Source organism: Escherichia sp. HH26CH, from assembly GCF_009820205.1.
In the GTDB taxonomy this organism is placed as follows: Bacteria; Pseudomonadota; Gammaproteobacteria; order Enterobacterales; family Enterobacteriaceae; genus Escherichia; species Escherichia coli_F.
This window is the reverse complement of sequence record NZ_VNXM01000012.1, coordinates 423,257-448,993: the sequence shown is the minus strand read 5'-3', so window position 1 is coordinate 448,993 and position 25,737 is coordinate 423,257. Positions and strand designations below refer to the sequence as shown.

Here is a 25,737-nt window from a genome sequence, read left to right as displayed (position 1 = left end):
CGCGCACGGTGGTCAAGTCACCACCACTGTGCTATAAAATAAGGATGTTGTAACTAAAGTGGTTAATATTATGGCGCGTTACGATCTCGTAGACCGACTCAACACTACCTTTCGCCAGATGGAACAAGAGCTGGCTGCATTTGCCGCTGAGCTAGAACAGCACAAATTGCTGGTTGCCCGCGTGTTCTCTTTACCGGAGGTGAAAAAAGAGGATGAGCATAATCCGCTTAATCGTATTGAGGTAAAGCAACATCTCGGCAAAGAGGCGCAGGCGCTGGCGTTGCGTCATTTCCGCCATTTATTTATTCAACAACAGTCCGAAAATCGCAGCAGCAAGGCCGCTGTTCGTCTACCTGGCGTGTTGTGTTACCAGGTCGATAACCTTTCGCAAGCAGTGTTGGTCAGTCATATTCAGCACATCAATCAACTCAAGACTACGTTCGAGCATATCGTCACGGTTGAGTCAGAACTCCCCACAGCGGCGCGTTTTGAATGGGTGCATCGCCACTTGCCGGGCCTAATCACACTTAACGCTTATCGCACGCTCACCGTTCTTCACGACCCCGCCACTTTACGTTTTGGCTGGGCCAATAAACATATCATTAAGAATTTGCATCGTGATGAAGTCCTGGCACAGCTGGAAAAAAGCCTGAAATCACCGCGCAGTGTCGCACCGTGGACGCGCGAAGAGTGGCAACGAAAACTGGAGAGAGAGTATCAGGATATTGCTACCCTGCCACAGGACGCGAAGTTAAAAATCAAACGTCCGGTGAAGGTGCAGCCGATTGCCCGCGTCTGGTACAAGGGAGATCAAAAACAAGTACAACACGCTTGCCCTACGCCGCTTATTGCGCTGATTAATCGGGATAATGGCGCGGGCGTGCCGGACGTTGGGGAGTTGTTAAATTACGATGCCGACAATGTGCAACACCGTTATAAACCACAGGCGCAGCCGCTTCGTTTGATCATTCCCCGGCTGCACCTGTATGTTGCAGATTAACGCCCTGCTTTCATACTGCCGACCATCTGTTTTGGCCGTACCCAGCTGTCAAACTCGGCTTCGCTAAGATACCCCAGCGCAAGGGCCGCAGCTTTTAAGGTCAGCCCTTCTTTATGCGCTTTTTTGGCGATCTCGGCGGCTTTGTCATAACCAATGTGAGTGTTGAGCGCAGTCACCAGCATCAGCGATTCATTGAGTAATTGATTGATTCGCTCACGATTCGGTTCAATGCCCACTGCGCAGTGTTTGTTGAAACTTTCCATGCCATCTGCCAGCAAGCGCACCGATTGCAGGAAATTGTGGATCACCATCGGACGGAAGACGTTCAGTTCAAAGTTACCGGAAGCGCCCCCCATGTTGATCGCCACGTCGTTCCCCATCACCTGACAGCAGAGCATGGTTAATGCCTCACACTGGGTTGGGTTCACTTTCCCCGGCATGATTGAGCTGCCCGGCTCATTTTCCGGGATTGAGATTTCACCAATTCCGCAGCGCGGGCCTGAGGCCAGCCAGCGGACATCATTGGCAATTTTCATCAGTGACGCAGCCAACCCTTTCAACGCGCCGTGCGCCTGAACCAGGGCATCACAGGTCGCCAGCGCTTCAAATTTGTTCGGCGCGGTAACAAACGGTGCGCAGGTAATGACTGCCAGTTCATCTGCCACGCGACGCGCATACTCCGGATGGGTATTTAGTCCAGTACCCACAGCTGTACCGCCCATAGCCAGTTCCGCTACATGCGGCAGGCTGTATTCGATATGTTTGAGATTATGCTCCAGCATCGCTACCCAGCCGGAAATCTCCTGCCCCAGTGTTAGCGGCGTGGCATCCTGCAAGTGGGTACGACCAATTTTGACGATATCGGCAAATGCGCGCGATTTCTCATTCAGCGTCTGTGTCAGGGTTTTAAGCTGCGGAATGAGTTGCTTGCGCAGCGCCAGTAGCGCCGCAACGTGCATCGCCGTCGGAAAGACATCATTGGAACTTTGGCTTTTGTTCACGTCGTCGTTAGGGTGAACTTTACGCTCCATCCCGCGCACGCCGCCAAGTAATTCACTGGCCCGATTAGCCAGCACTTCGTTCATGTTCATATTACTTTGCGTGCCGGAGCCGGTCTGCCAGATTGCCAGCGGGAATTCGTCGTCATGCTGTCCTGCCAATACTTCATCCGCCGCCTGCCGAATGGCGCTCGCTTTCTCTTCAGACAGCAAGCCTAAATCTTCATTAACTTTTGCCGCTGCGCGCTTGGTTAGCGCCAGCGCATGAATCAGTGAGGTGGGCATTTTCTCCGTCGAAATGCGGAAATGCTCCAGCGAGCGTTGAGTTTGTGCGCCCCACAGCTTATCTGCCGGGACATCAATCGCCCCCATCGAATCTTTTTCGCTGCGTACTGTATTCATGGCCTGCTCCTCACCTGATTAATTTTTTCTTTCTGTTTTGCTTTCGTTAAGCAACTTTTAGCTCACTCATTATTTACTATTTGATAACAAATGTTTGGTCTTTCGTGCCATGTAAAAAAACCGCCCCGAAGGGCGGCTCTGTTTATTTCACACAGCGGGTGCACTGTGTGAGTTGTATCTGCTGGAAGAAGTCATTTCCTTTATCATCCACAAGGATAAACGCCGGGAAATCTTCTACTTCAATTTTCCAGATGGCTTCCATTCCCAGTTCCGGATATTCAACACATTCCAGGCTCTTAATACTTCCCTTTGCCAATACTGCTGCCGGACCACCGATACTACCGAGGTAGAAACCGCCGTGTTTTTTACAGGCATCCGTCACCTGCTGGCTGCGGTTGCCTTTCGCCAGCATGATCATACTGCCGCCCTGCGCTTGCAGTTGATCGACATAAGAATCCATCCGTCCGGCGGTCGTTGGGCCAAGAGAACCGGAGGCATAACCTTCCGGCGTTTTGGCCGGACCCGCATAGTAAATCGGATGATCTTTGATGTACTGCGGCAGCCCTTCACCGTTATCCATCCGCTCTTTCAGTTTGGCGTGAGCAATATCACGACCGACGATAATCGTGCCATTCAGCGATAAGCGTGTAGAAACGGGATACTGCGACAACTGTGCGAGGATCTCTTTCATCGGACGGTTAAGGTCAACGCGCACCGCTTCGCCTTCTCCCGCTTTGCGCAGCTCTTCCGGGATATATTTGCCTGGATTATGTTCCAGTTTTTCGATCCAGATCCCCTGACGGTTGATCTTCGCTTTGATATTACGGTCAGCAGAACAGGAGACGCCCATACCGACCGGGCAGGATGCGCCGTGACGTGGCAGGCGAATCACGCGGATGTCGTGAGCGAAGTATTTACCACCAAACTGCGCACCCAGACCAAGATTTTGCGCTTCGATCAGCAATTCTTTTTCAAGTTCCACATCGCGGAACGCCTGACCGTGCTCATTTCCTTCCGTTGGCAGTTCATCATAGTATTTAGCGGAAGCCAGTTTCACCGTTTTAAGATTCGTTTCTGCTGAAGTTCCACCAATAACGAACGCAATATGATACGGAGGACAGGCCGCCGTACCCAGCGTGCGCATCTTCTCAACCAGGTAATTTTTCAGTTTTCCCGGCGTCAGTAACGCTTTGGTTTCCTGATAGAGATACGTCTTGTTTGCCGAACCGCCACCTTTGGCGATACAGAGGAATTTGTACTCGTCACCATCAACGGCATAAAGATCGATCTGCGCTGGTAAGTTAGTGCCGGTATTCACCTCTTTATACATATCCAGCGGCGCGTTTTGCGAGTAGCGCAGATTATCCTCGATATAAGTGTTATAGACACCGCGCGCCAGCGCTGCTTCATCACCGCCACCGGTCCATACACGCTGCCCTTTTTTACCAACAATAATCGCGGTGCCGGTATCCTGACAGGTTGGCAGAACGCCTTTTGCCGCGATGTCGGAGTTACGCAGGAATTGCAGCGCCACATATTTATCATTTTCGCTGGCCTCCGGGTCACGCAGAATATCGGCCACCTGTTGTTGGTGAGCCGGACGCAGCATAAATGACGCATCATGAAACGCCTGACGCGCCAACAAAGTTAACGCTTCGGGTGCGACTTTCAAAATCTCCTGCCCTTCAAATTCAGATACGCTAACGTGTTCGCTGGTTAGCAGGTAATACTCAGTATCATCTTTTTTGAGTGGAAAAGGAGCCTGATAATGAAAGGGTTTGTTTGACATTGTTCTCTCACTTACTGCCTGGTTTGGTTATGCTCTGGGCGGGTGTTCCGTTGCCCTGTTAAAAGCGAGTAACAATATCCTACACAGTTTTTTAACAAAAACTGAGACTAGTACGACTTTTTGCGGCTCCAGGTTACTTCCCGTAGGATTCTTGCTTTAATAGCGGGATTAATTTCCACATTAAAACAGGGATTGATCATGCAAAAACTCATTAACTCAGTGCAAAACTATGCCTGGGGCAGCAAAACGGCGTTGACTGAACTTTATGGTATGGAAAATCCGTCCAGCCAGCCGATGGCCGAGCTGTGGATGGGCGCACATCCGAAAAGCAGTTCACAGGTGCAGAATGCCGCCGGAGATATCGTTTCACTGCGTGATGTGATTGAGAGTGATAAATCGACTCTGCTCGGAGAGGCCGTTGCCAAACGCTTTGGCGAACTGCCTTTCCTGTTCAAAGTATTATGCGCAGCACAGCCGCTCTCCATTCAGGTTCATCCAAACAAACGCAATTCTGAAATCGGTTTTGCCAAAGAAAATGCTGCAGGTATTCCGATGGATGCCGCTGAGCGTAACTATAAAGATCCTAACCACAAGCCGGAGCTGGTTTTTGCGCTGACGCCTTTCCTTGCGATGAACGCGTTTCGTGAGTTTTCCGAGATTGTCTCCCTACTCCAGCCAGTCGCAGGTGCACATCCGGCGATTGCTCACTTTTTACAACAGCCTGATGCCGAACGTTTAAGCGAACTGTTCGCCAGCCTGTTGAATATGCAGGGTGAAGAAAAATCCCGCGCGCTGGCGATTTTAAAATCGGCCCTCGACAGCCAGCAGGGTGAACCATGGCAAACGATTCGTTTAATTTCTGAATTTTACCCGGAAGACAGCGGTCTGTTCTCCCCGCTGTTGCTGAATGTGGTGAAATTGAATCCTGGCGAAGCGATGTTCCTGTTCGCTGAAACACCGCACGCTTACCTGCAAGGCGTGGCGCTGGAAGTGATGGCGAACTCCGATAACGTGCTGCGTGCGGGTCTGACGCCTAAATACATTGATATTCCGGAACTGGTTGCCAATGTGAAGTTCGAAGCCAAACCGGCTAACCAGTTGTTGACCCAGCCAGTGAAACAAGGTGCAGAACTGGACTTCCCGATTCCGGTGGATGATTTTGCCTTCTCGCTGCATGACCTTAGCGAAGAAGAAACCACCATCAGCCAGCAGAGTGCCGCCATTTTGTTCTGCGTCGAAGGCGATGCAACGCTGTGTAAAGGTTCTCAGCAGTTACAGCTTAAACCGGGTGAATCAGCGTTTATTGCCGCCAACGAATCACCGGTGACTGTCAAAGGCCACGGCCGTTTAGCGCGTGTTTACAACAAGCTGTAAGAGCTTACTGAAAAAATTAACATCTCTTGCTAAGCTTATTAAAGGCTTATAACACCTTCAGGCGGCCAGTCCGCCTGATTTCATTTTATGGATAATCATTATGAATAAATCGCTGGTAGCGGTAGGCGTCATTGTTGCGCTAGGCGTAGTCTGGACAGGCGGCGCATGGTATACAGGCAAGAAGATAGAAACCCATCTCGAAGACATGGTCGCGCAGGCGAACGCGCAACTCAAACTGACAGCTCCTGAATCCAACCTGGAAGTAAGTTATCAAAACTATCATCGCGGCGTATTCAGCAGCCAGTTGCAGCTGTTGGTGAAACCCGTTGCCGGAAAAGAAAATCCGTGGATTAAAAGTGGTCAGAGCGTCATCTTCAACGAATCAGTTGATCATGGCCCCTTCCCCTTTGCCCAGCTTAAAAAACTGAACCTGATCCCGTCTATGGCATCAATTCAAACCACGCTGGTCAATAACGAAGTAAGCAAGCCACTGTTTGATATGGCAAAGGGTGAAACGCCTTTTGAGATTAACTCCCGCATTGGTTATAGCGGTGATTCCAGTTCCGATATTTCGCTCAAGCCACTGAATTACGAGCAAAAGGATGAAAAAGTCGCCTTTAGCGGCGGCGAGTTCCAGTTAAATGCTGACAGAGACGGTAAAACTATCTCCCTTTCAGGGGAGGCGCAAAGTGGTCGGATAGACGCGGTTAACGAATACAACCAGAAAGTGCAGTTGACCTTTAATAATCTGAAAACCGACGGTTCCAGCACGCTGGCAAGTTTTGGTGAGCGCGTAGGTAACCAAAAACTGTCGCTGGAAAAAATGACCATTTCAGTGGAAGGCAAAGAACTGGCACTGCTGGAAGGCATGGAGATCAGCGGTAATTCGGATCTGGTCAATGACGGTAAAACGATCAATAGCCAACTGGACTACTCGCTAAATAGCCTTAAGGTACAGAATCAGGATCTGGGCAGCGGCAAGCTGACTTTAAAAGTCGGCCAGATTGATGGCGAAGCCTGGCATCAGTTTAGCCAGCAATATAACGCGCAAACTCAGGCGCTGCTGGCACAGCCAGAAATTGCCAACAATCCCGAACTTTATCAGGAGAAAGTGACGGAAGCCTTCTTTAGCGCTCTGCCGCTGATGCTGAAAGGCGATCCGGTGATTACTATCGCGCCGTTAAGCTGGAAAAACAGTCAGGGTGAAAGTGCGTTGAATCTGTCGCTGTTCCTGAAAGATCCGGCAACGACAAAAGAAGCGCCGCAAACGCTGGCACAGGAAGTAGACCGCTCGGTTAAATCTCTGGATGCGAAACTGACCATTCCAGTGGATATGGCAACTGAGTTGATGACTCAGGTAGCGAAGCTGGAAGGTTATCAGGAAGATCAAGCGAAAAAACTGGCGAAACAGCAAGTTGAAGGTGCATCAGCAATGGGGCAGATGTTCCGTCTGACCACCTTGCAGGACAATACCATCACCACCAGCCTGCAATATGCTAACGGTCAGATCACGTTAAACGGGCAGAAAATGCCACTGGAAGATTTTGTTGGCATGTTTGCGATGCCGGCATTAAACGTTCCGGCTGTACCCGCTATTCCGCAGCAGTAATTCACAGCCAAAATGCCGGAGATTTTTCTCTCCGGCGTTTTTTCTTACTTCAGCATAAAGTCATACTGAATACTCATTTTCACATCCCAGTAATTCAGGCGATCGCCCAGTGTACTGCCATCTCGCTTTTCCCGCCCTTTATCGGCAGCAAGAAAGAAATTCATCCCTTGTAACGGCCCTTCGCTGACCCGATAGTTCATACCACCTAAGATACCCGCGCCTTCAATCCGCACATCTCGTTTACTGGATTCATAGCCGCGAGTCACAATCGGTGCAAATGTCAGCGTAAATTGCGGAGTTAAACGATAATTGACGCCCAATTGCCAGGACTGCATTCCTTCACGGTTACGATCAAGACTTAATGAAAAGGGATAGCCAATGTCGGTGTCCACCACGGCACCATTCATTGCATGGCGCAAATAACCACCACTGCCAAATACGCTTCCCCACGGCGCATTCCAGGTCAATTGTCCACTAACCAACGCCGTTTCATTGGGCTGGCTGGTATTACGACTTAAACCTTCGAGTTGCGCGTAAAAGCCGAGCAACTCCCCTTTCAACGTATAATTCGGGTCGAGCGGTATGCTTTTCTCGAGAATACTTTGTATCTGATTGGAAACATCTTTCTGTACCGATGCCCCCAGAGAATAGCGACTGGTATCATCATGCCAACTGGCGGCTAAAAAAGAACGTGCGCGATGTTTATCGTATTTTCCCGTCTGGCTGTTATAAACCCCTTCATCACGAATACCGGTTGTTGAATCGGTCCATAAAAATACTCGTGACCGCCACATTCCCCACAGATCAATATTTGGCGTTAAAGCCCAGTAACCTAATGCTCCTTCAGAAACTGTCGGTAATGTACGTTGCGAACTGCCAGCAATTAACGGAATACGATAAGGTAAGCTACCATAACTATAATCCGTCCCGAAGCGACCTAATTTAAGCAGGCTATTTTCACTGGGTTTTATTTTTACTGCACCCAGGGCAAAGCCAAAACTTTTATCACCATCAAGATACCACCGGGTACTCATATCAGCACGAGCACCTAATTTATAAACATAATACGCCCCGCCTTCAACGCCAATAATATTGGAATAATAACCACTATTGAAATCGAGCAATCCTCCCTGTACCCATGCGTAAATATCTCTTCCCGCGCCAGCACTGGGCTTATCAGCCCTGCGTAATTCATTTTTCAGTCTGATGCGTAGTCCCGCTTCATCGTCAGCCAGTTGCGCCGCGTAAGCAGAGGTAAGGCCAGAGGCAGCCGTCAGGCAAATAACGGCCATGGCTACTATTTTTCTCATAGTTGCACCTTTGATGTTCTGATTATTTTTATTGAATATTAATTAGTGATATCGGTGATTAATTGCTGCTGCATTTTTTTACGATTATCAATTTCAACCACGATTTCTTTGAATTTTTTATCCGTGAGCGGATAAAACCAGATAATGACGAATGCCAGCAGCATAAATCCGCAAGGTACTAAGGCAATTGATGTGCGGATGCCCATAATAACTTCCGGCGTTTGCACCTGATTGGCAATATATCCGCTTAATCCCAAAATAAAGGCAGGAATTGAACCTCCGATTGCCTGACCGCATTTACGGGTAAATGAGAATAGTGAATAGGTGAGCCCTTCTATTCGCACGCCGGTCAGGTATTCACCGTATTCTACAGTATCAGCTTCCAGTGCCCACATCACGGTCATGGTAACGCCCTGACCAATTGAAGCGATGGCCAACGCAACCAACGCCACCGGCAGTGACCAGACCGAAACCCAGAAGAACAGCAGATAACCGCAGGTTCCCAGCAAAGCGCCAATCAGGAAGGTATTCTTTTTACCGATCCTCGCGACCATCCCCGGCACCAGCGGTGCCGATGCCACAGTACCGACCAGGTTTTGCACCAGTACCAGCACAGTGAACAGCCCGGTATCATTTAACACATAGCGCACGTAGAACAACGACGAGGCGCTGACCGCGAAGGTCGAAATCAGCACACACAGCGCACCGATGCACAACATAAACAGCGGGCGATTCCGTTTCAGGGTTTGCAGACTGATCTTCAATGACGGCTGCGCCACGATACGTACCACATTCTCACGCGTCGATTTGAAGCAGATGAAGTAAAGCACCATTCCGGCAATCGCCAGCACAATCGTCCAGAAATGGTATACCGACACCATCTCTTCCGGACTGGAGTTCTTAATGCTCGGTCCTATCAGAAATGCCAGACAGACAAAGGTCAATGAAGCGGCAATCCCGCGAGCCGCGCCCAGACGGGCGCGGGATTGTGGTTGTTGGGTCATCGCGGTAGCAAGTGAACCATAAGGAATATTCACCAGGCTGTAGCAAAGCCCGAGGCCCATGTAGGTCAAATATGCATACACTACTTTGCTGCTATGGCTCCAGTCGGTCGGCACCCAGAATACCAGCACACTGAAGATCATTAACGGCGCAGTACCGAAGAGTAAAAACGGGCGGAATTTTCCCCAGCGGGTATTCACACTGTCCACCACTCGTCCGGCAAAGACGTCGGCGAAGGCATCGAATACCCGCACCAGTAACAGCATGGTGCCCGCCGCAGCGGCACCGACGCCAGCGACGTCGGTGTAGTAACTCAACAGGAAGAGCGCCCCCATTGCGAAGGCGAAGTTATTGGCGACGTCACCGAGGCTGTAGCCGACGATGGTGCGCCAGGAGAGTTGTTGATTCATTGTTTGCCTCCCTGCTGCGGTTTTTCACCGAAGTTCATGCCAGTCCAGCGTTTTTGCAGCAGAAAAGCCGCCGACTTCGGTTTGCGGTCGCGGGTGAAGATCCCTTTCTTGTTACCGCCAACGCGCAATATGCCTTGTGAGGTCGCAAAATCGGCGAAATTCCATACCTGTTCACCGACGACGGCGCTGACTCGATCAAAGACGCGGTGATACATATCCAGCCATGCACACTGATACTCTTCACTCCACATGTCGGTGTACATTGAGTGCAGCCCGGCTAACGTATCCACGCCGTATTCGGTGATGATAATCGGCTGATGCAGTTTCTCCTGCCAGGCCAGCAGTTCTTTTTCCAGTACCTTCTCTGCCGTTTCCAAATCGCCGCTTTGGACATACCAACCGTAATAACGGTTCAGACACAGCACATCAAAGAGATCGCTGATGGTATCGGTGTGAGCGTCGCAGAACATTACATTGACGCAGGTGATCGGACGCGTCGGGTCGAGTTTACGCGTTGCTTCCGCCAGTGGCGCGAAATATTCCCGTGCACCTTGCGGACGGGTATCCGGTTCGTTGGCAATACTCCACATCACCACGCTTGGGTGGTTTTTGTCACGCGCAATCAGCTCTTTAATCGCCTGTAAGTGCGCCTGCTGGGTTTCTCCGTTGACTGCCTCTTCGCTGTACAGTTCTTTCGGCTTGTTGCCCGCTTCGAAACCAATGCCTAAAGAGAGGTTAAAGCCTACAGCTGCAGTTTCATCAATCACCACGATGCCATGTTCATCTGCCCAGTCGAGCATCTCTTCAGCGTAAGGGTAATGCGAGGTACGGTAGGAGTTGGCCCCAATCCAGTCCATTAATGCGTGATCGTGCACCATCAGCACGTTATCGAATCCTTTGCCGCGCAAATCCGCATCTTCATGACGACCAAAGCCAGTAAAATAGAACGGTTTGTGGTTAATCAGGAACTGCTCGCCCTTCACTGCCACTGACCGGATGCCGACGCGCAGCGGGTAGATATCACACTCTGTCTGGCTTTTGGCTGTGACGCACAGTTCATAGAGATAACCTTCACCCGGTTGCCAGAGGTGCGGATTCACCACTTGCAAAGTCCCGCTGGTGCCTTGTCCAGTTGCAACCACCTGTTGATCCGCATCACGCAGTTCAACGCTGACATCACCATTTGCCACCACCTGCCAGTCAACAGACGCGTGGTTACAGTCTTGCGCGACATGCGTCACCACGGTGATATCGTCCACCCAGGTATTCGGCGTGGTGTAGAGCATTACGCTGCGATGGATCCCGGCGTAGTTAAAGAAATCATGAAAGTAAGACTGCTTTTTCTTGCCGTTTTCGTCGGTAATCACCATTCCCGGCGGGATAGTCTGCCAGTTCAGTTCGTTGTTCACACAAACAGTGATACGTACACTTTTCCCGGCAATAACATACGGCGTGACATCGGCTTCAAATGGCGTATAGCCGCCCTGATGCTCCATCACTTCCTGATTATTTACCCACACTTTGCCGTAATGAGTGACCGCATCGAAACGCAGCACGATACGCTGGCCTGCCCAACCTTTCGGTATAAAGACTTCGCGCTGATACCAGACGTTGCCCACATAATTACGAATATCTGCATCGGCGAACTGATCGTTAAAACTGCCCGGCACAGCAATTGCCCGGCTTTCTTGTAACGCGCTTTCCCACCAACGCTGATCAATTCCACAGTTTTCGCGATCCAGACTGAATGCCCACAGGCCGTCGAGTTTTTTGATTTCGCGGGTTGGGGTTTCTACAGGACGTAACATAAGGGACTCCTCATTAAAATAAAAATACTGGTCAACCTTTAATCTGATTAGTTAACCAATTATGTGTTGCACACAGTTATCTGTGAGAAACCCATGGAAGAGAAATGGAAATAAAAAGAACTGACACCGGGATCAAAAAACCAAAAACTGCAATACCCACAGCGTGATATAGATCGCATTAATCTTTAAAACAGCGTTGACAGAAGCCATAAAATAAGCAATCGAACGTTCGTTCGAGTATCTTAAAAACGATAAACTCTCATGACATATGGCTACGACGAATATTTTGGGGGGAATTCTCCGAACCCGGGAAGGATAATTTTTGCACAGAGAAATTACGATATGAAACGCGGGCTCAGTTGTCACCAGCCCGCGGAAAGAGAGAGGATCAGGATGCGGTTAATATACCGCCAATCATCGCGCGTAATCCCTGAGCAAACGACGCTTCACGCGCCAGATCTTCCGCTTCGATATCGGCCAGTACACCGTAGGTCAGATCCAGCAGTAAACGTGAAGTCATTGCCGTGTTGATGTCTGGGCTTATCTCGCCTTTTTGCTGGGCATCACGCATCCGCTGGGCAACAAATTCCGTGATCGTCATATGCTTATTTTTAAGCATGGCGGCGACCTGTGGGTTACGCATCCCTTCCGCCATAATTTCGACCACCAGCGCCCGTTGCCCAAAGGCCTCATGGGTGAGAGAGACAATAGACTCGACCATATAGTCAACGAAATGAATCCCTTCAATCGGTTCCCGGAAACGGGCCAGCGCCCTCTCCTGGTCCTGTAAGATAATCGCCTGAATCAAGGCTTCTTTGGAGATGAAATGGTGATAGAGCGTCCCGGGACTAATGGCGCAAGATTTACAGATGGCTTTCATCGAGGCACTGTGAAATCCATTTTCTGAAAAAATCTCTCTGGCAGCATTGAGGATCCGGGTCCGTGTCGGTTGTGCTTCAGTCTGCATGTTATCCATCATTAAACCATTATAGTTAGCGTGAATAACTAGTTTACCGCGTTGTCAGGTGAGCGCCTATCATTGCTGTTGAATAGTGCGAAGGCACACTCTATTCGTATACTTTTCACTCGTAAATTGGTTAACCAATATCCGTGATTTGGTTGCCAGTTGTTTAGCAGAGACGTTGATGAGTTTATCCCGGTAAACAACACGGACGGTTGTTTACCGGTCCGTTAGTGTATTAATTGAGCTCCTGTACCCCCCCACCGGAGACCGTGAGGATTTGTCCGCTTACCCAGCTGGCTGCAGGCGAGCAAAGGAATAGCGCCGCGTTAGCAATATCTTGCGGTTGGCCCAGACGTCTGATCGGCGTGTGCTGTAACATTTTTTGTTCAATTTCTGGTGTAATAACGGATTTCAGGGCATCGGTTAATATTGCCCCCGGCGCAATGCCATTTACCCGAATATTTTTTTCACCCAGGTCAAATGCCATATTTCTGACCAGATGACTGGCCGCAGCTTTAGATGAAGCATAGGAAGTCATGTTTATATTTTTATTTTCTGCCGCCATAGAAGTGATGGTCAGAATAACGCCACCGCCATTTTTTTCCATTTCTGGCGCAACAAGTTGTGACAGATGGAAAAAAGAAAACACATTCAGTTCATAAGCACGGCGAAAATCCGCCATTGGCATATCAAACGGTTTAGGACCACCGCCACCGGCGTTGTTAACCAGAATATCAACTTTACCCAGCTTACTGACGGCAAAGTCTGCCAGTGCAGAGAGTTCCTGTTCGGAAGTAATATCACAACGCCAGGCAAATGCCTGACCACCCAGTTGTTGAATTTCATCTACAACATGATTAGCTGCATCGGCGTTAATATCACTGACCACCACAGATGCGCCAGCTGTCGCGAATGTAATGGCGATTTCTTTACCAATACCTGCACCCGCACCTGTGATGATGGCGCATTTTCCGTCGAGTCTCAGGTTGTCAGAATTAAACACATAAACCTCCTGTGAACTTCAGTAAAAATAAAAGGCACCGCCTGTGTGCCACATTTTTTATCATTAACCTTGAGGAAAGGACACTACCAGGTATAGCAGATAAAGAGAGGATTATTTTGCCGCTATGAGCCGGGCGGGGATAATAAGATTGCGCGAATGCGTCTCTTCGTGGGTGATTTTTTGCATCATGCGATCCGCAAGAGTCGTACCAAGTTCCCGCGCAGGCGTGCTGGCCCAGGTAACAGGTATGTCATCAAGTGTGGTTGGCGTTGCATCGGTAAATGCCGCCAACGAAACCTGTTGTTCAAAGTAACGATCGACTCCGCTTTCCCCGCTTTGCCGCCCTGCTTTCAGCAAACCAAACCAGGCCCCCATCGCAATAGTTTCGTTGTAGCAAACCACGGCACTGATGGTCGGGTTATGACGCAAAAGCGCCGTGATAGCTTCCGCGGCTTGCTTCTGGCTGGAAGTGCACTCCAACACCCAATCGCTGTGAAACGGCAGGCCAAATTTTAGTAGAGTTGCACAATAGCCCCCCACCCGCTCTGCCCGGGTTAATGAGGAACTTTGCCCTCCCAGCCAGGCGATACGCTGATGCCCATTGCGAATGAGATGCTCCGTCAACAACTGTGCAGCCTGCATGTTATCCGGGCGAACCGTATCAACATCATCAAGATAACTGGCACGGGAAGCGAAAATCACCGGGATAGCTTTTTCTTCTGCCATCCGTCGCAGGTCATCGCTGCTTCCTGCAGCCCCGGCAATTACCACACCATCGACCCCCTGATTCAATAACAGTGAAAACCGCTGTGCCAGCTGCTCGCCGTCTTTACCGCCGTGAAGCAAAAAAACCATCCGTCCCTGCGCTTCCAGAGCTTCCGTCAATCCGGCCGTTAATTCGGCGTAAAACGGCGCAGATAAATCACGGACGATCAAACCAATGACGCCGCTTTGCCCGCCGCGCAGCGCCGACGCCTGACGATTGCGCACAAATCCCAGCTCTTCAATGGCGGCGTTAACGCGTTCTCCTGTGGCGGTAGAGATTCGCCCTTTGCCACTTAGCACCAGCGAAACGGTGCTTACCGACACACCCGCAGCCAGTGCAACATCATGAATGGTTATTTTTTTGGCGGTAGCCATGCAGATGACCTACTCCCTGATTATGTGACAGATAAAACGTTTTACCTTTTATTTATCTTATACCCGCTATTATCGTTGCGTAATGTGATTTGTGCCTCACTAAAATTTGATAAAACGTTTTATCTTCTCGCGCAATTTACTGAATCCAGATTGTTCTCTACTAGGAGTCGTTTTATGACGGCGAAAACAGCACCGAAAGTCACGCTGTGGGAGTTCTTCCAGCAGTTAGGCAAAACCTTCATGTTACCCGTGGCATTATTGTCGTTCTGCGGCATTATGCTCGGCATTGGTAGTTCTCTTAGCAGCCATGATGTCATCACCCTGATCCCGGTCCTGGGCAACCCCGTGTTGCAGGCTATCTTTACCTGGATGAGTAAGATTGGCTCGTTTGCTTTTAGTTTCCTGCCAGTCATGTTCTGTATCGCCATCCCGCTGGGCCTGGCACGCGAAAACAAAGGTGTAGCGGCATTTGCTGGCTTTGTCGGTTATGCGGTAATGAATCTCGCGGTAAACTTCTGGTTGACCAATAAAGGCATTCTGCCAACCACGGACGCCGCGGTTCTGAAAGCCAATAACATTCAGAGCATTCTTGGGATCCAGTCGATCGACTCCGGGATCCTCGGTGCAGTGATCGCCGGTATTATCGTCTGGATGCTGCATGAGCGTTTCCATAATATCCGCCTGCCGGATGCGCTGGCATTCTTCGGCGGTACGCGCTTCGTGCCAATCATCTCCTCACTGGTAATGGGTCTTGTCGGTCTGGTGATTCCATTAGTCTGGCCGATTTTCGCCATGGGTATTAGCGGCTTGGGCCATATGATAAACAGCGCGGGTGATTTCGGACCGATGCTGTTTGGTACCGGTGAACGTCTGCTGTTGCCGTTTGGTCTGCATCACATTCTGGTGGCATTAATTCGCTTTACCGACGCAGGCGGCACGCAGGAAGTCTGCGGTCAAACCGTCAGCGGCGCACTGACCATCTTCCAGGCGCAATTGAGTTGCCCGACCACTCACGGTTTTTCTGAAAGCGCCACGCGTTTCCTTTCGCAAGGCAAAATGCCTGCGTTTCTCGGCGGTCTGCCAGGTGCAGCGTTAGCTATGTATCACTGCGCGCGCCCGGAAAATCGCCATAAAATTAAAGGGCTGCTGATTTCTGGCCTGATCGCCTGTGTCGTTGGCGGCACGACCGAACCGCTGGAATTCCTGTTCCTGTTCGTAGCGCCAGTTCTGTATGTCATCCACGCGCTGTTAACCGGCCTCGGCTTCACCGTCATGTCTGTGCTCGGCGTCACCATCGGTAATACCGACGGCAATATCATCGACTTCGTGGTGTTCGGTATTTTGCATGGTCTGTCAACCAAGTGGTACATGGTGCCAGTGGTGGCGGCAATCTGGTTTGTCGTTTACTACGTCATCTTCCGTTTCGCTATCACCCGCTTCAATCTGAAAACCCCGGGGCGCGATAGCGAAGTTGCCAGCTCAATCGAAAAAGCCGTTGCCGGTGCACCGGGTAAATCAGGTTACAACGTTCCGGCAATCCTCGAAGCCTTAGGCGGTGCCGACAATATTGTCAGCCTCGATAACTGCATTACCCGTCTGCGTTTGTCTGTGAAAGATATGTCGCTTGTTAATGTGCAGGCACTGAAGGACAATCGGGCAATTGGCGTAGTACAACTTAATCAACATAACCTGCAGGTTGTTATCGGGCCACAAGTTCAGTCAGTAAAAGATGAAATGGCCGGTCTGATGCATACTGTTCAGGCATAAGGATAAGATATGTTCGATTTTTCAAAGGTCGTGGATCGTCATGGCACATGGTGTACGCAGTGGGATTATGTCGCTGACCGTTTCGGCACTGCTGACCTGTTACCGTTCACGATTTCAGACATGGATTTTGCCACTGCCCCCTGCATTATCGAGGCGCTAAATCAGCGCCTGATGCACGGCGTGTTTGGCTACAGCCGCTGGAAAAACGATGAGTTTCTCGCGGCTATTGCCCACTGGTTTTCCACCCAGCATTACACCGCCATCGATCCTCAGTCGGTGGTGTATGGCCCTTCTGTTATCTATATGGTTTCAGAACTGATTCGTCAGTGGTCTGAAACAGGTGAAGGCGTGGTGATCCACACACCCGCCTATGACGCATTTTACAAGGCCATTGAAGGTAACCAGCGCACAGTAATGCCCGTTGCTTTAGAGAAGCAGCCTGACGGCTGGTTTTGCGATATGGGCAAGCTGGAAGCCGTGCTGGCGAAACCAGAATGTAAAATTATGCTCCTGTGTAGCCCACAGAATCCTACCGGGAAAGTGTGGACGTGCGATGAGCTGGAGATCATGGCTGACCTGTGTGAGCGTCATGGTGTGCGGGTTATCTCCGATGAAATCCATATGGATATGGTTTGGGGCGAGCAGCCGCATATTCCCTGGAGTAATGTGGCGCGCGGAGACTGGGCGTTACTCACGTCGGGCTCGAAAAGCTTTAATATTCCCGCCCTGACCGGTGCTTACGGGATAATAGAAAATAGCAGCAGCCGTGAAGCCTATTTATCGGCACTGAAAGGACGTGATGGCCTTTCTTCCCCTTCAGTACTGGCGTTAACTGCCCATATCGCCGCCTATGAGCAAGGCGCGCCGTGGCTGGATGCCTTACGCGTCTATCTGAAAGATAACCTGACGTATATCGCAGATAAAATGAACGCCGCATTCCCTGAACTCAATTGGCAGATCCCGCAATCCACTTATCTGGCCTGGCTTGATCTACGTCCGTTGAATATTGACGACAACGCGTTGCAAAAAGCGCTTATCGAGCATGAGAAGGTCGCGATCATGCCGGGGTATATCTACGGTGAAGAAGGTCGTGGTTTTGTCCGTCTCAATGCCGGCTGCCCACGTTCGAAACTGGAAAAAGGTGTTGCTGGATTAATTAACGCCATCCGCGCTGTTCGTTAACCCCAATTGCGCAACGTAAAAAATCGTTGCGCAATCGTGGATTTTTACCCTGCTTTGTTTTTATAATGGTGCGCACTTTTATATCCAGAAAAAGAGTGCGACCATGATTGATACCACCCTGCCATTAACTGATATCCATCGCCACCTTGATGGCAACATTCGTCCCCAGACCATTCTTGAACTTGGCCGCCAGTATAATATCTCGCTTCCTGCACAATCCCTGGAAACACTGATTCCCCACGTTCAGGTCATTGCCAACGAACCCGATCTGGTGAGCTTTCTGACCAAACTTGACTGGGGCGTTAAAGTTCTCGCCTCTCTTGATGCTTGCCGCCGCGTGGCATTTGAAAACATTGAAGATGCAGCCCGTAACGGCCTGCACTATGTCGAGCTGCGTTTTTCACCGGGCTACATGGCAATGGCACATCAGCTGCCTGTAGCGGGTGTTGTCGAAGCGGTGATCGATGGCGTACGTGAAGGTTGCCGCACCTTTGGTGTGCAGGCGAAGCTTATCGGCATTATGAGCCGGACCTTCGGTGAAGCCGCCTGTCAGCAAGAACTGGAGGCCTTTTTAGCCCACCGTGACCAGATTACCGCACTTGATTTAGCCGGTGATGAACTTGGTTTCCCGGGAAGTCTGTTCCTTTCTCATTTCAACCGCGCGCGTGATGCGGGCTGGCATATTACCGTCCATGCAGGCGAAGCTGCCGGGCCGGAAAGCATCTGGCAGGCGATTCGTGAACTGGGGGCGGAGCGTATTGGACATGGCGTAAAAGCCATTGAAGATCGGGCGCTGATGGATTTTCTCGCCGAGCAGGAAATTGGTATTGAATCCTGTCTGACCTCCAATATTCAGACCAGCACCGTGGCAGAGCTGGCGGCACATCCGCTGAAAACGTTCCTTGAGCATGGCATTCGTGCCAGCATTAACACTGACGATCCCGGCGTACAGGGAGTGGATATCATTCACGAATATACCGTTGCCGCGCCGGCTGCTGGGTTATCCCGCGAGCAAATCCGCCAGGCGCAGATTAATGGTCTGGAAATGGCTTTCCTCAGCGCAGAGGAAAAACGCGCACTGCGAGAAAAAGTCGCCGCGAAGTAACAAAAATGGATGGTGCTAATTGCACCATCCTCTTTTCACGCCAGACACAGCGTCGCGCGATGTTTGGCGGATTCGATGCCCAGCTCAATCAACTCCATTACCTGGATTGCCTGACTTGACGGAACCGGATTTTCACCATCGCCATTTAACGCATCACGAATAGCCGCATAGTAAGCCGGATAATTCCCCGGCACCGTCAACAGCGTTTCTTCGACACGTTCCTCACCTTCCACGCGGGTAAGTACGCCATCACGCATATCGTAGCCCCAGTCTTCCTGCGGCAGACGCTCGCCATTTTTCAGACGTTCTTCCTGTGGATCGAGGCCATATTTCACATAACTGCCTCGGGATCCATGCACGATATAACGTGCTGACTCAGCGGCTGCCAGCATGGTGCCGTGTAAAATGACTCGCCGCTGCGGATAGGACAAGATGGCGTGGAAATAATCAGTCGACTGCGCTCCGGGCCGTAACTGTGCCAAATCTACCGTCATGCTAACCGGTAAACCAAATAGCGTAATGGCCTGATCAAGAAGATGCGGTGCTAAATCGTACCAGATACCGCTGCCAGGGCCGCCCTGTTCACGCCAACGATCGCGCACCTGCGGACGGAAGCGGTCAAAATGAGACTCAAAGTAAGCAACTTCACCCAGTACGCCTTCCGCGAGCAAACCTTTTAGCGTCAAGAAATCGCTATCCCAGCGACGGTTATGGAATACAGACAGCACACGCCCCAGGCTTTTTGCCAGCGCTTCCAGCTCTCGCGCTTGTGACAGTGTCACGGTAAAGGGTTTATCAACGACCACATGTTTACCCGCCTCAAGCGCCGCTTTGGCTAACGGGAAATGGGTATCGTTGGGTGTAGGGATGACAATCAGGTCTATGTTGGGATCGTTAAACAGATGCTTCGGCTCAGAGACAACCGTAACCGTTGGCCAGTCGGCTTTTACTTTTGTTTCATCGCTGCTGGAGATTACCGCCAGTTCCAGCCCGGGCGTGCCCGCAATCAGGGGCGCATGGAAGGTTTTGCTCGCATAACCATACCCAATCAACCCAACACGGATGTTGTCGCTCATGTCATTGCCTCTCATTGAAGTATGATGGCTATTTGACACTATCCTTTACCCTCGCTCAACAGTTTAATAACCTGCCAGCAATAAGGGATGTTGTTTAACTTAAGTCAAAAAAATAGCGAATTTTCCAACGACAAAAGCTAAATATCGCAAAAACCTCAGTAAAAATCTTGCTGGAGCTATTATTGCTAAGTAACATTTACCCCCTGAAGTTAATGGATCAATCAACAGAGATGTGGGCTGTAATGAATCGTCTTATTGAATTAACAGGTTGGATCGTTCTTGTCGTTTCAGTCATTCTTCTTGGCGTGGCGAGTCACATTGACAACTATCAGCCACCTGAACAGAGTGCTACGGTACAACACAAGTAAGCTCTACTCTTGTAGAGCGACATGCTGCCCGACCGGGTGCATGTTTTAACTTGTCGGATATTAAACCAGGAATTTATTATCTTGTTCGATGTTGTTGATGATTGTCAGGGATAGTAAAGCGCGTTACTCTTTCCAGAGCAGTTTTTCATCCCTGAATATTTGCCATCAGCGCATTCTTATTATTGTAATAATACAAACGTTCACTTTTGGTGAAATTTTATCATCACTAATAATACCTACCCCTTTGGTATTAATTATTTTATGGACCTTTTATGACTGTTCAGGACTACTTATTAAAATTTCGCAAAATCAGTTCACTCGAAAGTCTGGAAAAACTCTACGACCATCTTAATTACACCCTGACGGACGATCAGGAACTGATCAATATGTATCGTGCTGCCGATCACCGTCGCGCAGAGCTGGTTTCTGGCGGGCGTTTGTTTGACCTCGGCCAGGTACCGAAGTCCGTCTGGCACTATGTCCAATAAAGAAAGTAGCGATCGGTTATAAAAGCCTTATAATAACGCCCCTAAAATTAGATTTGCCTGTTTGCGTCGCTATTATGGAGAACCTATGACCACCACAACGCCACAACGTATTGGAGGCTGGTTGCTTGGCCCATTGGCCTGGCTTTTAGTCGCTCTGTTAAGTACGACGCTGGCGTTGTTGCTGTATACCGCTGCGTTATCTTCTCCGCAAACATTTCAAACGCTCGGCGAACAAGCACTGACGACACAAATCTTATGGGGCGTTTCTTTTATTACCGCTATCGCCATGTGGTATTACACACTGTGGTTGACCATCGCTTTCTTTAAACGTCGGCGTTGTGTTCCTAAACACTATATTATCTGGCTGCTTATTTCCGTATTGCTGGCAGTAAAAGCGTTCGCTTTTTCACCCGTGGAAGATGGCATAGCCGTTCGCCAGTTACTGTTTACTTTGTTGGCAACCGCATTGATCGTCCCCTATTTTAAACGCTCGTCGCGGGTGAAAGCGACGTTTGTGAATCCGTAATAACCTTACAGTTAACCTGTTGTCGCCTGCTCTGGATTAACGGATAATAGGCGGCTTTTTTATTTCAGGCCGAAAAATGACTGACTACCTGTTACTGTTTGTCGGAACTGTACTGGTCAATAACTTTGTACTGGTCAAGTTTCTCGGTCTCTGTCCGTTTATGGGGGTTTCCAAAAAGCTGGAAACCGCGATGGGCATGGGGCTGGCTACAACGTTTGTGATGACGCTGGCGTCTATTTGCGCCTGGCTTATCGATACGTGGATTTTGATCCCGCTTAATCTGATTTACCTGCGCACCCTGGCGTTTATTCTGGTGATTGCTGTGGTTGTGCAGTTCACCGAGATGGTGGTGCGTAAAACCAGCCCGGTGCTTTACCGTCTGCTGGGGATTTTTTTGCCGCTTATCACCACCAACTGTGCAGTGCTCGGCGTGGCGTTGCTGAATATCAATCTCGGGCACAATTTCTTGCAGTCGGCGCTGTACGGTTTTTCCGCCGCTGTCGGTTTCTCGCTGGTGATGGTGCTCTTCGCCGCCATCCGCGAACGCCTTGCTGTGGCTGATGTCCCGGCACCTTTTCGCGGTAATGCCATTGCGTTAATTACCGCAGGTCTTATGTCTCTGGCCTTTATGGGCTTTAGTGGTTTGGTGAAGTTGTAATGAATGCTATCTGGATTGCCGTTGCCGCCGTGAGCCTGCTGGGCCTGGCGTTTGGCGCCATTCTGGGTTATGCCTCCCGCCGTTTTGCGGTGGAAGACGATCCGGTCGTTGAGAAAATTGACGAAATCTTACCGCAGAGCCAGTGTGGTCAATGCGGTTATCCCGGCTGTCGCCCCTACGCGGAAGCCATCAGCTGTAACGGTGAAAAAATTAACCGCTGCGCCCCAGGTGGCGAAGCTGTGATGCTAAAAATTGCTGAGTTGCTTAATGTCGAGCCACAGCCGCTGGATGGCGAAGCGCAAGAGCTAACGCCTGCGCGGATGGTGGCGTTTATTGATGAAAATAACTGTATTGGCTGCACTAAATGTATTCAGGCGTGTCCGGTAGACGCCATCGTTGGTGCTACCCGCGCCATGCATACGGTAATGAGTGATCTCTGTACGGGCTGCAATTTATGTGTTGATCCGTGCCCGACGCACTGCATCTCGTTGCAACCGGTTGCAGAAACACCTGACTCCTGGAAATGGGATCTGAACACCATTCCCGTGCGTATCATTCCCGTGGAACACCATGCTTAAGTTATTCTCTGCATTCAGACAAAATAAAATCTGGGATTTCAACGGCGGCATCCATCCACCGGAGATGAAAACCCAGTCCAACGGTACGCCCCTGCGCCAGGTACCACTGGCGCAGCGTTTTGTTATTCCACTGAAACAGCATATTGGCGCTGAAGGTGAGTTGTGCGTTAGTGTCGGCGATAAAGTACTGCGCGGCCAGCCGCTTACCCGTGGACGCGGCAAAATGCTGCCAGTTCACGCGCCCACCTCGGGTACCGTTACGGCTATTGCGCCCCACTCTACGGCTCATCCTTCAGCTTTAGCTGAATTAAGCGTGATTATTGATGCCGATGGCGAAGACTGCTGGATCCCGCGCGACGGCTGGGACGATTATCGCTCTCGCAGTCGCGAAGAGTTAATCGAGCGCATTCATCAGTTTGGTGTTGCCGGGCTGGGTGGTGCGGGATTCCCGACAGGCGTTAAATTGCAGGGCGGCGGAGATAAGATTGAAACGTTGATTATCAACGCTGCTGAGTGCGAGCCGTACATTACCGCCGATGACCGTTTGATGCAGGATTGCGCGGCTCAGGTCGTAGAGGGTATTCGCATTCTTGCGCATATTCTGCAGCCACGCGAAATTCTTATCGGCATTGAAGATAACAAACCGCAGGCGATTTCCATGCTGCGCGCGGTGCTGGCGGACTCTCACGATATTTCTCTGCGGGTGATTCCAACCAAATATCCTTCTGGCGGTGCTAAACAATTAACCTACATTCTGACCGGGAAGCAGGTTCCACATGGCGGGCGTTCATCCGATATCGGCGTATTAATGCAAAACGTCGGCACTGCTTATGCAGTGAAACGTGCCGTTATTGATGGCGAACCGATTACCGAGCGTGTCGTGACCCTGACTGGCGAAGCAATCGCACGCCCGGGCAACGTCTGGGCACGGCTGGGTACGCCAGTGCGTCATTTATTGAATGATGCCGGATTCTGCCCCTCTGCCGATCAAATGGTGATTATGGGCGGCCCGCTAATGGGCTTTACCTTGCCATGGCTGGATGTCCCGGTCGTAAAGATTACCAACTGTCTGTTGGCTCCCTCTGCCAATGAGCTTGGCGAACCACAGGAAGAACAAAATTGCATCCGTTGTAGCGCCTGTGCTGACGCCTGCCCTGCGGATCTTTTGCCGCAACAGCTGTACTGGTTCAGCAAAGGTCAGCAACACGATAAAGCCACCACGCATAACATTGCCGACTGCATTGAATGTGGGGCTTGCGCGTGGGTTTGCCCGAGCAATATCCCCCTGGTGCAATATTTCCGTCAGGAAAAAGCTGAAATTGCGGCTATTCGTCAGGAAGAAAAGCGCGCCGCAGAAGCCAAAGCGCGTTTCGAAGCGCGCCAGGCTCGTCTGGAGCGCGAAAAAGCGGCTCGCCTTGAACGACATAAGAGCGCAGCCGTTCAACCTGCAGCCAAAGATAAAGATGCGATTGCTGCCGCTCTGGCGCGGGTGAAAGAGAAACAGGCCCAGGCTACACAGCCTATTGTGATTAAAGCGGGCGAACGCCCGGATAACAGCGCAATTATTGCAGCACGGGAAGCCCGTAAAGCGCAAGCCAGAGCGAAACAGGCAGAACTGCAGCAAACTAACGACGCAGCAACCGTTGCTGATCCACGTAAAACCGCAGTTGAAGCCGCTATCGCCCGCGCCAAAGCGCGCAAGCTGGAACAGCAACAAGCTAATGCGGAACCAGAAGAACAGGTCGATCCGCGCAAAGACGCCGTCGAAGCCGCTATTGCCCGTGCCAAAGCACGCAAGCTGGAACAGCAACAGGCTAACGCAGAGCCAGAACAACAGGTCGATCCGCGCAAAGCCGCCGTCGAAGCCGCTATTGCCCGTGCCAAAGCACGCAAGCTGGAACAGCAACAGGCTAATGCGGAACCAGAACAACAGGTCGATCCGCGCAAAGCTGCCGTCGAAGCCGCTATTGCCCGTGCCAAAGCGCGCAAACTGGAACAGCAACAGGCTAATGCGGAGCCAGAAGAACAGGTTGATCCGCGCAAAGCGGCAGTTGCCGCGGCTATTGCCCGCGTTCAGGCCAAAAAAGCCGCCCAGCAAAAGGTTGTAAACGAGGACTAAATGGTATTCAGAATAGCTAGCTCCCCTTATACCCATAACCAGCGCCAAACATCGCGCATTATGCTGTTGGTGTTGCTCGCAGCCGTGCCAGGAATCGCAGCGCAACTGTGGTTTTTTGGTTGGGGTACTCTCGTTCAGATCCTGTTGGCGTCGGTCAGTGCTCTGTTAGCCGAAGCTCTCGTACTCAAACTACGCAAGCAGTCGGTAGCCGCAACGTTGAAAGATAACTCAGCATTGCTGACAGGCTTATTGCTGGCGGTAAGTATTCCCCCCCTCGCGCCATGGTGGATGGTCGTACTGGGTACGGTGTTTGCGGTGATCATCGCTAAACAGTTGTATGGCGGTCTGGGGCAAAACCCGTTTAATCCGGCAATGATTGGTTATGTGGTCTTACTGATCTCCTTCCCGGTGCAGATGACCAGCTGGTTACCGCCGCATGAAATTGCGGTCAACATCCCTGGTTTTATCGACGCCGTACAGGTTATTTTCAGCGGTCATACCACCAGTGGCAATGATATGAACACACTACGCTTAGGTATTGATGGCATAAGTCAGGCAACACCGCTGGATACATTCAAAACCTCTGTCCGCGCCGGTCATTCGGTTGAACAGATTATGCAATATCCTATCTACAGCGGTATTCTCGCGGGTGCAGGCTGGCAATGGGTGAATCTCGCCTGGCTGGCTGGCGGCGTGTGGTTGCTATGGCAGAAAGCGATTCGCTGGCATATTCCCCTCAGCTTCTTAGTAACGCTGGCGTTATGCGCAACGTTGGGCTGGTTGTTCTCACCAGAAACACTGGCAGCACCGCAAATTCATCTGCTGTCTGGAGCGACCATGCTCGGCGCATTCTTTATTTTGACTGACCCGGTTACCGCTTCTACGACCAATCGTGGTCGTCTTATTTTCGGCGCGCTGGCGGGCTTATTAGTCTGGTTGATCCGCAGTTTCGGCGGCTATCCTGACGGCGTGGCTTTTGCCGTCCTGCTGGCGAACATCACGGTTCCTCTGATCGATTACTACACGCGTCCGCGCGTCTACGGCCATCGCAAAGGGTAAAC

At 50.7% G+C, this 25,737-nt stretch carries 22 protein-coding genes; 13 read left to right on the top strand and 9 right to left on the bottom strand.

Annotated elements, in window-relative coordinates:
• The first annotated feature begins 70 nt into the window (after positions 1–70).
• Complete coding sequence (gene tus / locus FQ015_RS04200; RefSeq protein WP_105278788.1) at positions 71–1,000, top strand: DNA replication terminus site-binding protein; 930 nt, start codon at positions 71–73, stop codon at positions 998–1,000.
• Here tus and fumC read toward each other — a convergent pair.
• Together fumC and fumB are read right to left on the bottom strand one after the other, a co-directional pair.
• A complete protein-coding gene (fumC, locus tag FQ015_RS04195) occupies positions 997–2,400 on the bottom strand; it encodes a class II fumarate hydratase (protein ID WP_105278789.1) in 1,404 nt (467 codons plus the stop codon). The genes tus and fumC overlap by 4 nt on opposite strands.
• 142 nt (positions 2,401–2,542) lie before the next feature.
• Positions 2,543–4,189, bottom strand: a complete 1,647-nt coding sequence (fumB, locus tag FQ015_RS04190) for a class I fumarate hydratase (protein WP_105278790.1) — start codon at positions 4,187–4,189, stop codon at positions 2,543–2,545.
• A 198-nt stretch (positions 4,190–4,387) separates the two neighbouring features.
• On the opposite strand from fumB, the gene manA reads away from it, so the two are divergent.
• Together manA and FQ015_RS04180 are read left to right on the top strand one after the other, a co-directional pair.
• The gene (gene manA / locus FQ015_RS04185; RefSeq protein WP_001170638.1) at positions 4,388–5,563 is read left to right on the top strand and encodes a mannose-6-phosphate isomerase; all 1,176 of its coding nucleotides are present in this window, start codon (positions 4,388–4,390) and stop codon (positions 5,561–5,563) included.
• 100 nt (positions 5,564–5,663) lie between these two features.
• Positions 5,664–7,172: a YdgA family protein gene (locus FQ015_RS04180; protein ID WP_105278791.1), complete on the top strand. Its 1,509-nt coding sequence runs from the start codon at positions 5,664–5,666 to the stop codon at positions 7,170–7,172.
• A gap of 44 nt (positions 7,173–7,216) precedes the next feature.
• Here FQ015_RS04180 and uidC read toward each other — a convergent pair whose 3' ends face one another.
• From uidC to malI, 6 genes are all read right to left on the bottom strand, one after another.
• Complete coding sequence (uidC, locus tag FQ015_RS04175; RefSeq protein WP_105278792.1) at positions 7,217–8,482, bottom strand: glucuronide uptake porin UidC; 1,266 nt, start codon at positions 8,480–8,482, stop codon at positions 7,217–7,219.
• A gap of 38 nt (positions 8,483–8,520) precedes the next feature.
• Positions 8,521–9,894, bottom strand: a complete 1,374-nt coding sequence (uidB, locus tag FQ015_RS04170; protein WP_105278793.1) for a glucuronide transporter — start codon at positions 9,892–9,894, stop codon at positions 8,521–8,523.
• Positions 9,891–11,702 (bottom strand): beta-glucuronidase, encoded by a 1,812-nt coding sequence (gene uidA / locus FQ015_RS04165; protein ID WP_000945913.1) that lies wholly within the window; start codon positions 11,700–11,702, stop codon positions 9,891–9,893. Before uidA ends, uidB begins: the two co-directional genes overlap by 4 nt.
• Before the next feature lie 388 nt (positions 11,703–12,090).
• Positions 12,091–12,681, bottom strand: coding sequence for a DNA-binding transcriptional regulator UidR (gene uidR / locus FQ015_RS04160; RefSeq protein ID WP_000969092.1), 591 nt, complete (start codon positions 12,679–12,681; stop codon positions 12,091–12,093).
• Between the two features lie 220 nt (positions 12,682–12,901).
• Positions 12,902–13,669, bottom strand: a complete 768-nt coding sequence (gene hdhA / locus FQ015_RS04155; protein ID WP_000483371.1) for a 7-alpha-hydroxysteroid dehydrogenase — start codon at positions 13,667–13,669, stop codon at positions 12,902–12,904.
• 111 nt (positions 13,670–13,780) lie between these two features.
• Entirely contained in the window at positions 13,781–14,809 is a 1,029-nt protein-coding gene (malI, locus tag FQ015_RS04150) for a mal regulon transcriptional regulator MalI (protein ID WP_000179513.1), read from the bottom strand.
• Positions 14,810–14,983: 174 nt separating this feature from the next.
• On the opposite strand from malI, the gene malX reads away from it, so the two are divergent.
• From malX to add, 3 genes are all read left to right on the top strand, one after another.
• Positions 14,984–16,576, top strand: coding sequence for a PTS maltose transporter subunit IICB (gene malX / locus FQ015_RS04145; RefSeq protein WP_160523736.1), 1,593 nt, complete (start codon positions 14,984–14,986; stop codon positions 16,574–16,576).
• 9 nt (positions 16,577–16,585) lie between these two features.
• Positions 16,586–17,758, top strand: coding sequence for a bifunctional maltose regulon transcriptional repressor/cystathionine beta-lyase MalY (gene malY, locus FQ015_RS04140; protein WP_039021269.1), 1,173 nt, complete (start codon positions 16,586–16,588; stop codon positions 17,756–17,758).
• 103 nt (positions 17,759–17,861) lie between these two features.
• Positions 17,862–18,863: an adenosine deaminase gene (gene add, locus FQ015_RS04135; RefSeq protein ID WP_000567509.1), complete on the top strand. Its 1,002-nt coding sequence runs from the start codon at positions 17,862–17,864 to the stop codon at positions 18,861–18,863.
• A gap of 35 nt (positions 18,864–18,898) precedes the next feature.
• Here the strand turns inward: add and FQ015_RS04130 are convergent, their stop codons facing one another.
• The gene (locus tag FQ015_RS04130) at positions 18,899–19,939 is read right to left on the bottom strand and encodes an oxidoreductase (RefSeq protein ID WP_039021268.1); all 1,041 of its coding nucleotides are present in this window, start codon (positions 19,937–19,939) and stop codon (positions 18,899–18,901) included.
• Between the two features lie 242 nt (positions 19,940–20,181).
• Between FQ015_RS04130 and blr the strand changes: the two genes are divergently transcribed.
• The 7 genes from blr to rsxD all read left to right on the top strand — a co-directional run bounded on the left by blr (position 20,182) and on the right by rsxD (position 25,735).
• Positions 20,182–20,307 carry a division septum protein Blr gene (gene blr, locus FQ015_RS04125; RefSeq protein ID WP_024166213.1) on the top strand — a complete coding sequence of 42 codons (126 nt, stop codon included), beginning with the start codon at positions 20,182–20,184 and terminating at the stop codon, positions 20,305–20,307.
• Between the two features lie 272 nt (positions 20,308–20,579).
• A complete protein-coding gene (ydgT, locus tag FQ015_RS04120; RefSeq protein ID WP_000217950.1) occupies positions 20,580–20,795 on the top strand; it encodes a transcription modulator YdgT in 216 nt (71 codons plus the stop codon).
• 85 nt (positions 20,796–20,880) lie between these two features.
• On the top strand, positions 20,881–21,321 hold the full coding sequence (locus tag FQ015_RS04115; RefSeq protein WP_001306099.1) for a DUF2569 domain-containing protein: 441 nt from the start codon (positions 20,881–20,883) through the stop codon (positions 21,319–21,321).
• 76 nt (positions 21,322–21,397) lie between these two features.
• Positions 21,398–21,979: an electron transport complex subunit RsxA gene (rsxA, locus tag FQ015_RS04110; protein ID WP_000133193.1), complete on the top strand. Its 582-nt coding sequence runs from the start codon at positions 21,398–21,400 to the stop codon at positions 21,977–21,979.
• On the top strand, positions 21,979–22,557 hold the full coding sequence (rsxB, locus tag FQ015_RS04105; RefSeq protein ID WP_000991806.1) for an electron transport complex subunit RsxB: 579 nt from the start codon (positions 21,979–21,981) through the stop codon (positions 22,555–22,557). The genes rsxA and rsxB overlap by 1 nt, the downstream gene beginning before the upstream one ends.
• A complete protein-coding gene (rsxC, locus tag FQ015_RS04100) occupies positions 22,550–24,676 on the top strand; it encodes an electron transport complex subunit RsxC (RefSeq protein ID WP_160523735.1) in 2,127 nt (708 codons plus the stop codon). The genes rsxB and rsxC overlap by 8 nt, the downstream gene beginning before the upstream one ends.
• Positions 24,677–25,735 carry an electron transport complex subunit RsxD gene (gene rsxD / locus FQ015_RS04095; RefSeq protein WP_000231942.1) on the top strand — a complete coding sequence of 353 codons (1,059 nt, stop codon included), beginning with the start codon at positions 24,677–24,679 and terminating at the stop codon, positions 25,733–25,735.
• The last annotated feature ends 2 nt before the right edge of the window (positions 25,736–25,737 follow it).

Excerpts from the sequence above, each read along its gene's own strand:
- uidA (WP_000945913.1), bottom strand. The coding sequence starts at position 11,702 with ATGTTACGTCCTGTAGAAACCCCAACCCGCGAAATCAAAAAACTCGAC.
- malI (WP_000179513.1), bottom strand. The coding sequence starts at position 14,809 with ATGGCTACCGCCAAAAAAATAACCATTCATGATGTTGCACTGGCTGCG.
- malY (WP_039021269.1), top strand. The coding sequence starts at position 16,586 with ATGTTCGATTTTTCAAAGGTCGTGGATCGTCATGGCACATGGTGTACG.
- FQ015_RS04115 (WP_001306099.1), top strand. The coding sequence starts at position 20,881 with ATGACCACCACAACGCCACAACGTATTGGAGGCTGGTTGCTTGGCCCA.
- manA (WP_001170638.1), top strand. The coding sequence starts at position 4,388 with ATGCAAAAACTCATTAACTCAGTGCAAAACTATGCCTGGGGCAGCAAA.
- malX (WP_160523736.1), top strand. The coding sequence starts at position 14,984 with ATGACGGCGAAAACAGCACCGAAAGTCACGCTGTGGGAGTTCTTCCAG.
- FQ015_RS04180 (WP_105278791.1), top strand. The coding sequence starts at position 5,664 with ATGAATAAATCGCTGGTAGCGGTAGGCGTCATTGTTGCGCTAGGCGTA.
- uidR (WP_000969092.1), bottom strand. The coding sequence starts at position 12,681 with ATGATGGATAACATGCAGACTGAAGCACAACCGACACGGACCCGGATC.
- ydgT (WP_000217950.1), top strand. The coding sequence starts at position 20,580 with ATGACTGTTCAGGACTACTTATTAAAATTTCGCAAAATCAGTTCACTC.
- blr (WP_024166213.1), top strand. The coding sequence starts at position 20,182 with ATGAATCGTCTTATTGAATTAACAGGTTGGATCGTTCTTGTCGTTTCA.
- rsxA (WP_000133193.1), top strand. The coding sequence starts at position 21,398 with ATGACTGACTACCTGTTACTGTTTGTCGGAACTGTACTGGTCAATAAC.
- rsxC (WP_160523735.1), top strand. The coding sequence starts at position 22,550 with ATGCTTAAGTTATTCTCTGCATTCAGACAAAATAAAATCTGGGATTTC.
- add (WP_000567509.1), top strand. The coding sequence starts at position 17,862 with ATGATTGATACCACCCTGCCATTAACTGATATCCATCGCCACCTTGAT.
- fumB (WP_105278790.1), bottom strand. The coding sequence starts at position 4,189 with ATGTCAAACAAACCCTTTCATTATCAGGCTCCTTTTCCACTCAAAAAA.
- rsxB (WP_000991806.1), top strand. The coding sequence starts at position 21,979 with ATGAATGCTATCTGGATTGCCGTTGCCGCCGTGAGCCTGCTGGGCCTG.
- rsxD (WP_000231942.1), top strand. The coding sequence starts at position 24,677 with ATGGTATTCAGAATAGCTAGCTCCCCTTATACCCATAACCAGCGCCAA.
- uidC (WP_105278792.1), bottom strand. The coding sequence starts at position 8,482 with ATGAGAAAAATAGTAGCCATGGCCGTTATTTGCCTGACGGCTGCCTCT.
- FQ015_RS04130 (WP_039021268.1), bottom strand. The coding sequence starts at position 19,939 with ATGAGCGACAACATCCGTGTTGGGTTGATTGGGTATGGTTATGCGAGC.
- fumC (WP_105278789.1), bottom strand. The coding sequence starts at position 2,400 with ATGAATACAGTACGCAGCGAAAAAGATTCGATGGGGGCGATTGATGTC.
- tus (WP_105278788.1), top strand. The coding sequence starts at position 71 with ATGGCGCGTTACGATCTCGTAGACCGACTCAACACTACCTTTCGCCAG.
- uidB (WP_105278793.1), bottom strand. The coding sequence starts at position 9,894 with ATGAATCAACAACTCTCCTGGCGCACCATCGTCGGCTACAGCCTCGGT.